A 13551-nucleotide genomic window follows, 5' to 3' on the forward strand; every position below is an offset into this window, starting at 1 on the left:
GTGTTCTATGCTTGTCAAATTCCCGTTGCGACCGATTTTGCGCCCGGTACTAATTTTTCTGTTTCTAATGAGTTTTTATCAAGTGCTCGTCAGCGGCGGAGTTTTGCCAGCTTCTGACGGAGTTAGCCTGATTCAAAATAATATTGTCAAAGCTCAAAGGTATGTATATCAGGATGATTACGATCTAAAAATGGTAATCGTAGGTAGTTCACTAGCTGGCAACATTAATGTAAAACACATTGGAGAGGGCGTAAAAAGCATAGCTTTTGCGGGAGGAGCAAGCCAAACAGGTTTAGAAATAGTTAAAAGAAGTAAAAGCAAGCCTCCGATCGTTTTGGTAGAAATTAATGATACTATTATCCGCAAAATAGATGCGAACTTAGTTGATGATTTGTATCACCCTATTTTTTATGGGATGCGTCAGTATCTGCCGATAATGAGAGAGGAATACCGTCCTGTTAGCGTTTTTATTGATTATTTAAAAAGTCGAACGCAGCAATATACAAATCTTTCAAAAGAAAAATTAGACAGCTTGGAAGCTCGCAATCTTACTCCAGAACTAGCGCAAAAGGGCATCCAAATGATAGTGGATGTGGAAAGCAAACCTTTGTCTAAAAACGATAGCAAAAACATTAAAAAACAAGCTGAGTTTATTAAAAGTCAAATCGCCGAAATCCAAAAAAATAGCGGGGTAAAAGTAGTTTTATTTGACATACCGCTAGAGTCGCGAGTTAACGCTGCAATCAGGAGAAAGCAAGTCCGAGAATTGGCGAAAAAGCTGTTTCCGTCCGATCGTTTTGAGTGGCTGCCGCCCCCAAAAGAGCGAGAGTGGCGTACCAATGACGGCGTTCACTTGATCCGCAGCGACGCTAGAGATTTTGCCGAGTTTTTGAGAGATAATACGATTTTAGATTTTAGATTGAAGAATTGAGAATGACTTATTCCATATGGGTTTGGAGCACGGGCCTACAGTTGCATTCTTTGTTTGGAGAGATATAAATTGCTGGGTACGGTAGCGACGGGTTCTCTTGGCACCGCGCCTAGAAAAGAAAGCTTGTAACTTATTTTGAAGTGTGATATACTACACAATGAGCAAGTCTGGTTAAAGAACGATCGTGAGGTTTGTACTGAGGACGGAGAGTCCTCAAAGCCCTAAAAGCCATAGGACAAACCATTTGATTATCAGTATTAAGCCGGCTTGATATCAGTTCAGCGTCAATAAAATCGAACAATGGCACGCTTAAATCAGATTATTGCGATCGAAAAAGGCATCAAAAGCCGCTGTGCCCAAGAACTGGCAGAAGCTCAAAAAGCTCTCCAGAAGCCCGCTGTGCTTTCTGGAATCTCCCGCACTTACCGTCCCAAAGACGAAGAAGGCGAACAACTGCCGCCCGAGTCCAAAAAAGTTGAAGTCAAAGCCGAAGAGATTATCCGCAAAACGACTGAAGTTTTGACCAAACTCTTCGACGTAACTGCAACCAAAGATTGGACAAATTGTAGCGCCCGCGCGGACGTAACTGTAGACGGAAACGTGCTTTTGAGCCAAGTTCCCGTCAGCTATTTGCTATTCATTGAAAAGCAGTTAGCAGATTTGCAAGCATTCATCAAAAAACTTCCAGTCTTAGATGCTTCTGAGACTTGGAACTTCGATGCTTCGGCCGACTGTTGGGCCACAGAACCGGTGCAAACTCTCAAGACTTTTAAAACTCCGCGCAATCACGTTAAAGCTGAAGCTACCGAACACCATCCGGCTCAAGTCGATGTTTATTACGAAGATATTACGATCGGCTACTGGCGGACTGTCAAGTTTTCTGGAGCTTTGCCAGCACGGCGGATCAATGAGTTGCTGCAAAGGGTGGAAATATTGCAGCAAGCTGTTATGTTCGCCCGCGAAGAAGCTAACAATTCTGAAGTTGAGGAACAGAGAGTGGGAGAGCGAATTTTTCAGTTTATTTTCCGCTGATGGCTTGCTTTTTTGATAGTTATGGTTTAAGATATCAACAGAGTACAAGTTCAAACTCAAACTTTAACTTAAACCGTACAAATGTGACAGTGCAGGTTCGACTCCTGTCCCTTCTACCCAAAATAGGGGGGTAGCCCAATTGGCAGAGGCAGCATTGCGTACAAATTCAACAGCAAGTTATTACTCTAAACTCAGCATTCACCGCCGATCGCTAAAACGAATGTCAGGAAAAAATAACATCATCGAGGTTGCTGGCTCATATCCAGCCCCCTCTACCAAACGCAGGGGGGTAGCTCAATCGGTAGAGCGCGATGCTATTAATCTTAAATCCTTGACTTAAATGTGATAGCGTGCGCAAATGGGCGGTAAATATAAACCCAGTAGTAAGGTCAGAACTGCTGGGTTTTATGCTAATAATTGAATCAATTCGTTAAATCCGTCAGTCCTGGACGTATCAAGACAGATGATTTACTGCATCAATCCTCAATGCGAACAACGTGAAAATCCTGCTGCTGCTCAAAATTGTCAGGCTTGCGGCACGGATTTGTTAATTGGCGATCGCTACCGCATCCTTAAACCAGTGCGATCGCCCAATCCCGCACGACCCACAGACATCTTTGAAGTCGAAGATTTGGGAACCGGGGAAAACGAATGGGGAACTGTCAAAATTTTAAAAGTCTTGAAACACACCCACAATCCCGATTTAGTTCGCGTGTTCAAGCAAGAAGCGCGAGTTTTGATTTGGCTGGCCGGAAAGGGCTCAGTTCCCCAAGTCGAACCTGACGGTTATTTCCCAACTAAACTCCCCCATAACTTCCAGAAATTGTCTTGTTTGGTGATGGAAAAAATTACCGGAGAAAACTTGGCAGAATTCTTAACTAAAAAACAGTACGTTTCTCAAAAGCTGGCTCTTGATTGGCTGCAACAAATGACCAATATTTTGCAGGAAATCCACAAATATCATGTAGTGCATCGGGATATTAAGCCATCCAACCTGATGGTTGAAGCCAATGGGAAATTGAGATTAATTGACTTCGGCGCTGCAACAGAAGCAGAGAGAGATACCGCACCCATAGGTTCTGCTGGATACGCCGCGCCGGAACAAATTGCAGGTAAAGCAGGCGTGCGATCGGACTTTTTTGCCGTGGGGCGTACTTTTGTACATTTATTAACAGGCATACAGCCGATCGACTTTCCTGTTAATGGAAAAACTGGTAAAATTAATTGGAGGAACCAGGCTGTAGATATTGACCCGTTACTCCTAGACTCGATAGACGAATTGATGGAACCGCTACCGGAAAACCGACCTGAAAATACCCAAGTTATTTTAGAAAAATTAAAAATTCATGACGGAGACCCCCTGCAAAAGGGGGACGCAACATCGCTTCAATAAATCTCTTCCAACCTGCGAAAATCCCGCTCAACTTCCGCCCACAAAGCCCGATTGTGAGGGTCAGTTTTCACAGCCTTTTTCAAATAAATTCTCGCCTTATCAACCTGCCTTTCTCCAATCAAATGCCGTCCCCAGCGCTGATAGGCGATCGCCTGCCACTGACGCACCTCCAAATCTTCGGGAACCCGCTGGGCCAAACCCTCAATCAAGGCGATCGCCCGCGGGAACCTCTGATATTTCAACAACTGCTGCAACTCAAAATAAGCATCTTGCTTTAACTTTTGTTCCGCAGCCGACAACTCCGCATTAGATTGAACCGCAGCCTCTTTTCGAGTCACTTTAACTGCCTGCGGTTGAGCTTTCACCCCCAGATCCGGCGGTGTAGAAGTAGGCGGCACAGTTGAATTGGCAACTTTCGACTCCGCAACATGGGGGGGGGCAATATTCACCAAGAACTTATAAGCCTCAGTAATAGCAATAAACTTACTCTTAGCCTGTTCGTTTCCCGGATTCACATCGGGGTGATACTGTCTGGCTAACTGCCGATAAGAAGCCTTCACTTGCGATAAACTGGCACCAGACCTCAGTCCTAACTGTCGGTAATAATCTGCAATATCCATTTAGCATGAATGAGCGTTGATAATACCATTAAATATGGCAGAATCCTTAAATGTAAAGATTCTGCCAAAATTTACTGCGAACTAGGTTGTAGTGCGAGGGTTGCCCGCACTACGGTCGCGCAAAAATAACTTACGGACGATCTTCGATCACTCTGTCAATCAAGCCGTATTCTCTGGCTTCCTCAGCGGACATGAAATAGTCGCGATCCATGTCCTTCTCGATTTTCTCGATCGGCTTGCCAGTATTCTTAGCATAGATATTATTGAGTTCGTGGCGCAGCCGCAGAATCTCTTTCGCCTCAATCTGAATATCCGTTGCTTGTCCCCGCGTGCCCCCAGAAGGCTGGTGAATCATGATTCGCGAGTGAGGCAAAGCTAACCGTTTTCCTTTCGCACCGGCAGCTAACAGGAAAGAACCCATTGAAGCAGCCAAGCCCACACAAATCGTCACCACGTCCGATTTAATGTGCTGCATGGTATCAAAAATAGCCATGCCTGCCGACACCATTCCGCCTGGGGAATTGATGTACAAAATAATATCCTTACCTGAATCTTCCGAATCGAGATAGAGCATCACAGCGATGATTTGATTGGCAATTTCATCGTCAATGTCCCTGCCCAAGAAAATAATCCGTTCCCGGTAGAGGCGATCGTAGATATTAATCCACTGAGTATCATAACCACCCGGCATTTTGTAGGGAACTTTTGGCACACCTATAGGCATAATTCGGAACTCCGTTTAGTTGGTAATTGGCGATCGGGCAATTGGTTCTGGTTTATTAGTTATTTGTTACTTGTTATTTCCGGTTTTTTAGTTATTGGTTATAATGACCAATAAACAATAACCAATAACTAATAACTAATAACTAATACCCCCTAACCGAATTAGATGACTCCGGCAGGCAGCGGTTTCGGCAATTCTTCCGAACTTTCAAGAACGCGATCGATCAAACCGTATTCTTTAGCTTCATAAGGCGTCATGTACAGCAACCGATCCATATCTTTAGTAATCTTTTCGATCGGTTGGCCAGTACAGCTTGCAAAAATATCAAGCATCGTCGCTTTATTTGCCAGCACTTCCTTAGCCCGAATTTGAATGTCGCTTGCTTGACCCCGCGTGTAAGCCTTGGGTTGGTGCAACACAATAGAAGCGTGGGGCAAACTCGCTCGAAAGCCTTTTGTACCAGCCGCTAACAGCATCGCAGACATCCCCATTGCCGAACCGAGGCAAATAGTGTGTACGGGCGGCTTAATGTACCTGATCGTATCGCAGATAGCGAAGGCTTCTGTTTCAAAGCCGACGGGTTCGCCGCTGTAACCAGAAGTGCCGGTCGAGTTGATGTAGATTTTGATCGGCTTCTCGGGGTCTTCGTACTGCAAGAACAACAGTTCAGCGATAATCAGTTCTGTTACCGCAGGCACTAGAGGCATACCCAGATAAACGATCCGCTCCTTCAGCAACAGGGATGGCAAATCGGGAGGTGGCGTCCGAGAGTTCCCTTCCCCGTAGTATGGCGATTGCACAGCTTTAATTGGTGTGTTCATATAACCGAAATGTTGCCTGAACTGATGGAGCTATTCTTAAAGAAATAGTAACGCAATCTTTAGGTATCCCGCATGAAAGTTAGTTTGCTCCCGGTTTTAAACGACCCTAACCTTGACGCTGCTGCGCCCTCAACGCAGCGCCAGCTAGCGATTTCGGTGTCTGCGACGGCAAGCTCGATCGACTCCAGCGTACCCTTAAACCTGTGCCTGATTCTCGACCACAGCGGTTCGATGGGCGGACGCCCCTTGGAAACCGTCAAACAAGCCGCCGGACGGTTGCTAGACAGGTTGAAGCCCGGGGATCGCTTTTGCGCGGTGGCTTTCGACCATAAAGCCAAAGTCCTCGTCCCCAATCAAATTGTGGGAGATCCCAGCAGCATTAAACGGCAAATTGAGCAATTGCGCTCGGCCGGCGGCACAGCAATTGATGAGGGCATTAAGTTAGGTATTGAAGAGTTGGGCAAAGGCAAAAAAGAAGCTATATCTCAGGCGTTTCTGCTGACTGACGGCGAAAACGAACACGGCGACGACAGCCGCTGTTTGAAGTTGGCTAAATTGGCTGCCGACTACAACATGACTTTAAATTCTCTGGGATTTGGCGATAACTGGAACCAGGATATTTTGGAAAAGATTGCTGACGCTGGCGGCGGTGCTCTGGCTCACATTCAGCGTCCAGAAGATGCGGTTGACGAGTTTGGCAAACTATTTACTCGCATCCAAGGTGTAGGTTTGACTAATGCTTATTTGCTATTTTCGCTGATGCCAAAAGTACGGTTAGCCGAACTCAAACCGATCGCCCAAGTTGCCCCGGATACGATCGAATTACCGGTACAGCAAGAGGGCGATCGTTTTATGGTGCGCCTGGGAGATTTAATGAAGGATATAGAGCGAGTAGTTTTGGCTAATATTTATATTGGACAGTTGCCCGAAGGTACACAGGCGATCGGGCAATTGCAAATTCGCTACGACGATCCGACTGTCGGTCAAAGTTTGCTTTCCGATCCCGTTGCAGTTTCTGCTAATGTCTTGAAAGTTTATCAGCCGGCCCTTAACCAGACGGTGCAGCAGCACATTTTAGCTTTGGCTAAATACCGCCAAACTCAACTGGCAGAAACTAGATTGCAACAGGGCGATCGGGCCGGCGCGGCAACGATGCTGCAAACTGCCGCTAAAACAGCTTTGCAAATGGGCGATAAAAGTGCCGCAACTGTACTGCAAACCTCTGCTACTCGTTTGCAATCTGGCGAACAATTGAGTGAAGCCGATCGCAAGAAAACTCGGATTGCTTCTAAAACTATTTTGAAGTAATCGCGCGATTTGAAATTTTAAATAATTTTAAATTGGGCGATCGGACAATTCGGCGATGCCAAATCGCATCTACAAAAACGAAACCCGCACCCAGGCGGGTTTCAATATTGTGAGTCTCGCCTGCAAAAAGCGAAAGTCAGTGTATACCGATTGTTTCAAGCTGTGGATCGTGTAGAAGCTCGATCGTTTAGAATGTTTGTATCACCTATTAAGAGTGCTTGTATGAACCAGACAATATCTGATCAAGTACGCTGGACAACCGCCGATTTAGAACGATCGCCCGATAACGGCGATCGTTATGAAATTATTGATGGGGAGCTATTTGTGACATGGGCAGCACACTGGAATCATCAAGAAGTTTGTGGTAACATTTGCATAGAGTTAAATAATTGGTCACAAAAAACAGGATTAGGAGAATCAGTAATTAGTCCAGGAGTTATTTTTACAGATCTAGATTGTGTTATTCCTGATGTGGTTTGGATTAGCAATGAACGCTTGGCTATCTTGCTAGACGAAGCCGGCCATTTAACCGCCGCACCTGAGTTAGTTGTTGAAGTATTATCCCCCGGTGCAGACAATCAGAGACGCGATCGAGATTTGAAACTCAGACTCTATTCGGTGCGAGGAGTGCAGGAATACTGGGTTGTGAATTGGCAATTGCAGCAAATAGAAGTTTATCGCAGGGAACAAGCAAGTTTAAGGCTCATTGCTACACTGTTGAGCCATGATGAACTAACTTCCCCTTTGTTGCCCGGTTTTAGTTGTTCTGTAGCTCAAATTTTTTCCTAAATTATGAAATCATCCTTTTACAATTTAATTGCTACTCTAGTAATTTTTACTATCTTTGGTAATATATCCCCTGCTGTCTCTGCTAAATCCTCCGCAATATTAATAGCTCAAAAAACGATTGTTCAAAATCCTGCTGAAGATTTATTCAATAGTGCTTTAGCCAAATCAGAGGCTGGAGATATTCAAGGGGCGATCGCAGATTACACCGAAGCCATTCGCCTCAATCCGAACTACGCCAAAGCCTACAACAAACGCGGCATCATCCACGGCCGCAATCTCAAAGACTATCCAGCAGCTAAAGCGGATTTCGATCGCGCAATTGAAATTAACCCCAACTACGGCGACGCCTACTACAACCGCGCCCGAGTCCGCGAGTTCTTAGAAGACAAAGCGGGGGCGATCGCCGATTATCATAAAGCAGCCGAACTCTATCAAAAAGATGGCAATACCGACGATTATCAAGATGCCATCAAGCACCTTGAAATGCTGCAAGAATAAATTGCTTTTGAAAACATAGTATAATATGGTTAGTCTTTAACAAATATCAACTATGATTGCCAACAAAAGCCACAACTACGCATCCCCGGAAGACTATTTAGACGGCGAAAAAATCAGCCCCATAAAACACGAATACAGACAAGGCGAAATTTATGCTGTGGCAGGAGCAAGTGATGCCCATGAAACTATTTGCATCAACTTAGTAAACTTGCTCACAACTCATGTTAGAGGCAGAGGCTGTCGCATCTATGGGGGAAACATGAAAGCCAGAATTGAGCAAGCAGACGTGTTTTACTATCCCGATATTATGGTGACTTGCGACGAAAGAGATAGAAGCCTGGAATATTTAAAACGCCACCCGCGCTTAATCGTAGAAGTTCTATCTCCAACAACAGCAGCATTCGAGCGCGGAAATAAATTTGCCGACTACCGCACCTTAGAAACTTTACAAGAATACGTACTGATTAACCAAGAAAGAATCAGTGTAGAATCTTACCAGCGCAATGCAGAAGGGCGCTGGGAACTTTATCCTTACGCGGAGGGCGAAGAAATTCGCTTGGCTAGCGTAGACTTTCAATGCCCGATCGCACAAATTTACGAAGATGTTCTAGGAATCAGTTAAAATAGTCGATCGAACCGATATCAAAAATTTATCTGCGTTCATCCGCGTTCATCTGCGGTTAAACACTCCAAATTAACTATTCAAAAAATGTCCGTAATCTCTACCGTCACCGTTACCGTACCCGCCACAACCGCCAACCTAGGCCCAGGATTCGACTGCATCGGTGCGGCTTTAAGCCTCTACAACCGCTTCCAATTCTCCCGACTCGAACCCTCAGCAACCGAGAAACTAAAAATTACCGTTACAGGCCAAGAAGCCCCCAAAGTCAAGACAGACGACAGCAATCTCGCTTATCAAGCTTTTCTCAAGTTATACGATCGCCTCCAAAAATCGCCGCCGCCCGTAGCCATACATATAGATATGCAAGTGCCGCTGGCTAGAGGCTTGGGAAGTTCCGCTACAGCTATTGTCGGCGGGTTAGTCGGTGCAAATGAATTAGCCGGTGCGCCTTTGAGTCAGGTGGAAGTGATGCAGTTGGCGATCGAACTTGAAGGACATCCCGACAACGTTGTCCCCGCTTTACTCGGAGGATGTCGCCTCGCTGCTAGCAATGCACCCCCCCAACCCCCCCTTACTAAGGGGAGGCTAACAGAAGAATTCCCCCTCCCTGCTAGCAATGCACCCCCCCAACCCCCCCTTACTAAGGGGGGGCTAAGAGATGAATTTCCCCTCCGTGAAGCGGGGCTAACAGAATCACCCCCCCTCCGTGAAGCGGGGCCAACAGAATCACCCCCCCTTAGCAAGGGGGGGCAGGGGGGGGGTTCTTGGGAAATTTGCGATATTCCCTGGCATCACACTATTGTCCCGGTGGTAGCCATTCCCGATTTTGAACTTTCTACAGCCGAAGCGCGCCGAGTTTTGCCCGCAGATTACAGCAGGGCTGATGCGATTTTCAATGCCGCACACCTGGGTTTGCTGGTGCGGGCTTTGGAAACTGGCAATGAAAACTGGCTGCGCTGCGCCCTCCAAGACAAAATTCACCAGCCTTACCGGCAATCTCTGATTCGGGGATATGAAGCGGTGCAACAAGCTGCACTGAATGCAGGGGCTTGTGGAATGGTAATTAGCGGTGCCGGGCCGACGCTTTTGACTTTAACTGATGTGACTAACGCTGAGGCGGTTGAGAAAGCGATGGCGGCTGCTTGGGGGGAATTTGGGGTAAAGGCTGATGTAAGGGCGATCGCGATCGACACCCAAGGATCACAAGTTTCGACTCAATTAAGTTAGTTTACTTAAACAATCATTCAATTCCCCTACCAACCATTCTTTCTCAGCTTGCGGCAAAAATAAGCCAAAACAATAGTTACGCGACTTGGCGCGAATCCGGCAAAAAGTCATCGATTTTTTGAGCAATGGCAGATGAATTTTGCTCAACTTTACCCGCTGGATATCTTGAGGACTGATTTGAATTGGTCTAGTAAATAGACAAGAAGCAATCCTACACAAGCACCTACACAAGAACATCAAAGCATAAAATACGGTAAATATTATTACAGGTTTGCTTGATATAAATACAAACAGATGAAATGATTTACCTAGCGAGTCGGCTAAAGTGTATTTAAACAAGCTAACTGTCCCGTATATCAGTCCGGGAATTAACCATAGGATTAAATCAAAAAATAACAGAATCAAAGAGAAGGAAAGTAAAATTTTATAACTCTGATGAATGAACTGGAAAAACCCTGTGAGTTTACTAGGGAAACGATCGGGGTATATATTGATGAATAACCACCGTTTCGCGTCAATTAAAGTAATTCGGGATTGTGGCGAGCGCTTAAACATTTTTTCGGGATTAATCCCGCTTGGCTGTTCCCCTCGCAGCGCTAATAAAGCATCTTTTGCTGATTGAAATCGATCTTCAACTGCGGGTTCAATTATCTGATCTAACCACTCGGCAAACTCTGTAGAAATAGAGATGCGATCGCGGAATTTTACCTTCAGCTTTTGTCTGGGTAAATCAGATGGAAATTTCTGGGTTAACAGGAAAAGCAGCGTTGTTCCTAATCCATACAAATCTGTTGATAATACAGCTTTTCCTCGGAATTGTTCTGGTGCCATGTAACCGTAGGTCCCGACAACGGTACTGCCTCCAGTAACGGTATGATGGTAAGTATTTTGAACTGCGCCAAAATCAACTAGGAAGACTCGCCCATTTTTTTGCAGAATAATATTTTGGGGTTTAATATCTCGGTGGATCGCAGGAGGTAACAGCGATTGCAGGTAAGCTAGAATTTCTAGCAATTGATAGGCGATATGACGAACTTGAGCTTCACTTGGTTTCCAGCCATTTTCTATCAACTGTGCGAGAGATTTTCCCGGTGCGAGTTGTTGGGCGATATAAAAACAACGATCTTGGGAAGTATCAACTTGAAAGTAGTCAATGTAGCGAGGAATTCCCGGATGATTCAATCCCGATAAAGTTTTTGCTTCTCGTTCAAATAACTCGACTTTCTTCCATTCAGTTGTCAGACGCAGGGATAAAGCTTTGAGTGCAACTTTTTGATTGCTGTTTAAATCTACAGCAGCATAGGTGATTCCAACTCCACCCTGTCCTAATTTGCCGAGAATGCGATATCTTTCAGCAATGATTTTTTCCGATTGTTGTAGTGTTTTCATATTTTTGGGCCTGAGTTGATTGTGGATGATTAGTAGGTTGCACCGCGAGATATGAGTATTTTGGCTGCTGCTTCTCCGTCGGGGTTCCAGTTGGTTTCTGCTATCTTTAGCGGCGTCTCGCCATAGCAGTTGGTAGTGTTAATTTTTGCACCTTTAGCAAGTAGCAATTTTAAGATTTCTACAGTGCCATAATGTGCTGCTTTGTGGAGTGGAGTTGTGTTACACATATCTCTATTATTAACATCTGCACCGTTTTTAATTAGCAGTGCAGCAATATCATTGTGTCCGATCGCGATCGCTTGATACAACGGAGTTTGACCGTTCGCATTTCTAGCGTTAACCCTTGCGCCATTAGCAATTAGCAGTTCAGCGATATCTTGAGATCCTCGATCGACAGCTAGGTGTAACGGAGTATTTCCATATTCGTCCATAGCGTTGATATCCAGCATTAGCAAAGCAGCAACTTCTTTTGTGGTTGCATAGTGCAGTGGAGTTCTTTTTTCACTATCCAGAATCGCCACATTTGCACCGTCTTTAATTAGCTGTTCTACCAACTCCTTAAAACCTATTTTGGCTGCATTATGTAATAAAGTTGTACCCTTGCCATTTCGGGCATTTTCTTCTTTGATGTTAATTTTTGCGCCCGCAGAGAGTAGTATTTGTGCGATCGCCTTCGATCGCGCCCTATGTAGAGGAGTCAAGCCATTTTTGTTTTTGGCATTGACATCCGCACCTTTAGCAATTAGCGTCTGTGCCACTTTTATGCCATCGAATGCAGCAGCAAAGTGTAATGGGGTCCTGCCATGTGTATCCTTAGCGTTGACATCTGCACCTTTGGCAATTAGCGTCTGTGCCACTTTTATGCGATCGGACATAGCAGCGCTGTGTAATGGGGTCCAGCCATATTTATGCTTAGCGTTGACATCTGCACCTTTGGCAATTAACAATTCTGCCACCTCTTTTGAGCCAGCAAAGTGTAGTAAATTCTGATTATCTACCCTGCTATTAGCATTAATGCCAAGATCCAGATAATGCCTAACAGTTTGAGTATCTCCCTGTTCGACAGCATTGACAACTGCATTGGGTGTAAATCCAATCCGGTTGAGGATCGGATATTTAAAGTGATTGAAAACAGCAACAGTAGCAATAGCAGCAATTCCTATTTTGAGGCGTTTTTTCCATTGAGTCGGCTCGGATTTAACGCTAACTATTCGAGGATTGCGAAGAGATTCAAGCGCTTCTTGTGCCGATTCAAAGCGGTTTTCTAAATCTGACGCGATCGCTTTTTCTAACCAATCGGCAAATGCTGAAGAAATCTGAATTTGAGAGCGAAAATCTTTCTCTAGTATATTTGTCGGTAATTCGGCGGGGGAACGGTGGGTTAGTAAATACAACAATGTCGCTCCTAAACCATATAAATCTGTTGCAGGTACGGCTTGTCCGAGAAATTGTTCTGGAGCCATATAACCATAGGTTCCAACTACGGTACTTCCTCGCATTAAAGTATTGTAATAAGTGTTTTGCACTGCTCCAAAATCTACTAAGCAGACTGCCAAATCTTTGGGTTGGTGGGAATTAATGGGGGATTTGAAAACAATATTTTCTGGTTTAATATCCCGGTGGATAACAGGTGGTGTCTGTGAATGGAGATAAACTAAAATCTCCAAAATTTGTGTTGCAATGCGTTGAATTTCGGATTCGCTAGCGTGCCAGCCATTTTCAACTAAACTTGCTAGAGATTGCCCTTCTGCCAGTTCTTGTATTATATAAAAACAACGGTTATCGGGAGTATCGACATAAAAATAATCCAAATAACGCGGAATTCCCGGATGATTCAATTTTGATAAAACATTGGCTTCTCGTTCAAAGAGTTCCAGGACTTTCCAGTCATTCATCTTCTGTAAAGACAAAGCTTTGAGTGCGACTCGCTGGTGTGTTTGGAGGTCAACGGCTTCATAAGTTGTGCTACTACCGCCTTCTCCGAGTAGCTTTTTAATTTGATAGTGTTTGACTAAGTTATGGGGAATTTGTTCGACAATATCCATAGCATTATCCTGGGTGGATGAGTACCAACAAACATTTTATATTTGGGTTTTAAAACCCCAAATTTTGAAAAATTTATGCAAGGTAAGTTGAGTGTTTGAGTATATTTCAAACAAGTCAATAGAAAAGTCAATGACTGACTCTGTATATTTGC

The 13551-nt window shown here is 44.7% G+C and carries 14 protein-coding genes; 9 read left to right on the forward strand and 5 right to left on the reverse strand.

The window, feature by feature from the left end; translation table 11 throughout:
• The first annotated feature begins 7 nt into the window (after positions 1-7).
• The 4 genes from QUB30_RS15820 (at position 8) to QUB30_RS15835 (ending at position 3356) form a co-directional block, all read left to right on the forward strand.
• Positions 8-931: a hypothetical protein gene (locus tag QUB30_RS15820; protein WP_333334813.1), complete on the forward strand. Its 924-nt coding sequence runs from the start codon at positions 8-10 to the stop codon at positions 929-931.
• Between the two features lie 300 nt (positions 932-1231).
• Positions 1232-1963 carry a DUF7873 family protein gene (locus tag QUB30_RS15825; protein WP_333334815.1) on the forward strand — a complete coding sequence of 244 codons (732 nt, stop codon included), beginning with the start codon at positions 1232-1234 and terminating at the stop codon, positions 1961-1963.
• A gap of 139 nt (positions 1964-2102) precedes the next feature.
• Entirely contained in the window at positions 2103-2303 is a 201-nt protein-coding gene (locus QUB30_RS15830) for a hypothetical protein (protein ID WP_333103761.1), read from the forward strand.
• A 123-nt stretch (positions 2304-2426) separates the two neighbouring features.
• A complete protein-coding gene (locus QUB30_RS15835) occupies positions 2427-3356 on the forward strand; it encodes a serine/threonine-protein kinase (protein WP_333334817.1) in 930 nt (309 codons plus the stop codon).
• On the opposite strand, the gene QUB30_RS15840 is transcribed toward QUB30_RS15835, so the two are convergent.
• The 3 genes from QUB30_RS15840 to QUB30_RS15850 all read right to left on the reverse strand — a co-directional run bounded on the left by QUB30_RS15840 (position 3350) and on the right by QUB30_RS15850 (position 5521).
• Entirely contained in the window at positions 3350-3976 is a 627-nt protein-coding gene (locus tag QUB30_RS15840; protein WP_333334819.1) for a J domain-containing protein, read from the reverse strand. The two genes, QUB30_RS15835 and QUB30_RS15840, sit on opposite strands and share 7 nt — an antisense overlap.
• 130 nt (positions 3977-4106) lie before the next feature.
• Entirely contained in the window at positions 4107-4700 is a 594-nt protein-coding gene (locus QUB30_RS15845) for an ATP-dependent Clp protease proteolytic subunit (RefSeq protein WP_332983122.1), read from the reverse strand.
• Positions 4701-4861: 161 nt separating this feature from the next.
• Positions 4862-5521: an ATP-dependent Clp protease proteolytic subunit gene (locus tag QUB30_RS15850; protein WP_333191593.1), complete on the reverse strand. Its 660-nt coding sequence runs from the start codon at positions 5519-5521 to the stop codon at positions 4862-4864.
• A 72-nt stretch (positions 5522-5593) separates the two neighbouring features.
• Here QUB30_RS15850 and QUB30_RS15855 point away from each other — a divergent pair, with 72 nt between their 5' ends.
• From QUB30_RS15855 to thrB, 5 genes are all read left to right on the forward strand, one after another.
• Entirely contained in the window at positions 5594-6829 is a 1236-nt protein-coding gene (locus QUB30_RS15855; protein WP_333334822.1) for a VWA domain-containing protein, read from the forward strand.
• Between the two features lie 222 nt (positions 6830-7051).
• Positions 7052-7618 carry a Uma2 family endonuclease gene (locus tag QUB30_RS15860; RefSeq protein WP_333334824.1) on the forward strand — a complete coding sequence of 189 codons (567 nt, stop codon included), beginning with the start codon at positions 7052-7054 and terminating at the stop codon, positions 7616-7618.
• 3 nt (positions 7619-7621) lie between these two features.
• The gene (locus tag QUB30_RS15865) at positions 7622-8116 is read left to right on the forward strand and encodes a tetratricopeptide repeat protein (protein WP_333334826.1); all 495 of its coding nucleotides are present in this window, start codon (positions 7622-7624) and stop codon (positions 8114-8116) included.
• Between the two features lie 52 nt (positions 8117-8168).
• On the forward strand, positions 8169-8738 hold the full coding sequence (locus tag QUB30_RS15870; protein WP_333334829.1) for a Uma2 family endonuclease: 570 nt from the start codon (positions 8169-8171) through the stop codon (positions 8736-8738).
• A gap of 87 nt (positions 8739-8825) precedes the next feature.
• Complete coding sequence (gene thrB / locus QUB30_RS15875) at positions 8826-9965, forward strand: homoserine kinase (protein WP_333334831.1); 1140 nt, start codon at positions 8826-8828, stop codon at positions 9963-9965.
• On the opposite strand, the gene QUB30_RS15880 is transcribed toward thrB, so the two are convergent.
• Positions 9957-11354, reverse strand: a complete 1398-nt coding sequence (locus QUB30_RS15880) for a serine/threonine-protein kinase (protein WP_333334833.1) — start codon at positions 11352-11354, stop codon at positions 9957-9959. The two genes, thrB and QUB30_RS15880, sit on opposite strands and share 9 nt — an antisense overlap.
• Before the next feature lie 29 nt (positions 11355-11383).
• Positions 11384-13399, reverse strand: a complete 2016-nt coding sequence (locus QUB30_RS15885) for an ankyrin repeat domain-containing protein (protein WP_333334835.1) — start codon at positions 13397-13399, stop codon at positions 11384-11386.
• Positions 13400-13551: the final 152 nt, after the last annotated feature.

It is taken from the genome of Microcoleus sp. BROC3 (assembly GCF_036702515.1).
Classification (GTDB): domain Bacteria; phylum Cyanobacteriota; class Cyanobacteriia; order Cyanobacteriales; family Microcoleaceae; genus Microcoleus.

Excerpts from the sequence above, each read along its gene's own strand:
- QUB30_RS15870 (WP_333334829.1), top strand. The coding sequence starts at position 8,169 with ATGATTGCCAACAAAAGCCACAACTACGCATCCCCGGAAGACTATTTA.
- QUB30_RS15855 (WP_333334822.1), top strand. The coding sequence starts at position 5,594 with ATGAAAGTTAGTTTGCTCCCGGTTTTAAACGACCCTAACCTTGACGCT.
- QUB30_RS15885 (WP_333334835.1), bottom strand. The coding sequence starts at position 13,399 with ATGGATATTGTCGAACAAATTCCCCATAACTTAGTCAAACACTATCAA.
- QUB30_RS15865 (WP_333334826.1), top strand. The coding sequence starts at position 7,622 with ATGAAATCATCCTTTTACAATTTAATTGCTACTCTAGTAATTTTTACT.
- QUB30_RS15845 (WP_332983122.1), bottom strand. The coding sequence starts at position 4,700 with ATGCCTATAGGTGTGCCAAAAGTTCCCTACAAAATGCCGGGTGGTTAT.
- QUB30_RS15825 (WP_333334815.1), top strand. The coding sequence starts at position 1,232 with ATGGCACGCTTAAATCAGATTATTGCGATCGAAAAAGGCATCAAAAGC.
- QUB30_RS15840 (WP_333334819.1), bottom strand. The coding sequence starts at position 3,976 with ATGGATATTGCAGATTATTACCGACAGTTAGGACTGAGGTCTGGTGCC.
- QUB30_RS15850 (WP_333191593.1), bottom strand. The coding sequence starts at position 5,521 with ATGAACACACCAATTAAAGCTGTGCAATCGCCATACTACGGGGAAGGG.
- QUB30_RS15880 (WP_333334833.1), bottom strand. The coding sequence starts at position 11,354 with ATGAAAACACTACAACAATCGGAAAAAATCATTGCTGAAAGATATCGC.
- QUB30_RS15835 (WP_333334817.1), top strand. The coding sequence starts at position 2,427 with ATGATTTACTGCATCAATCCTCAATGCGAACAACGTGAAAATCCTGCT.
- QUB30_RS15820 (WP_333334813.1), top strand. The coding sequence starts at position 8 with ATGCTTGTCAAATTCCCGTTGCGACCGATTTTGCGCCCGGTACTAATT.
- thrB (WP_333334831.1), top strand. The coding sequence starts at position 8,826 with ATGTCCGTAATCTCTACCGTCACCGTTACCGTACCCGCCACAACCGCC.
- QUB30_RS15860 (WP_333334824.1), top strand. The coding sequence starts at position 7,052 with ATGAACCAGACAATATCTGATCAAGTACGCTGGACAACCGCCGATTTA.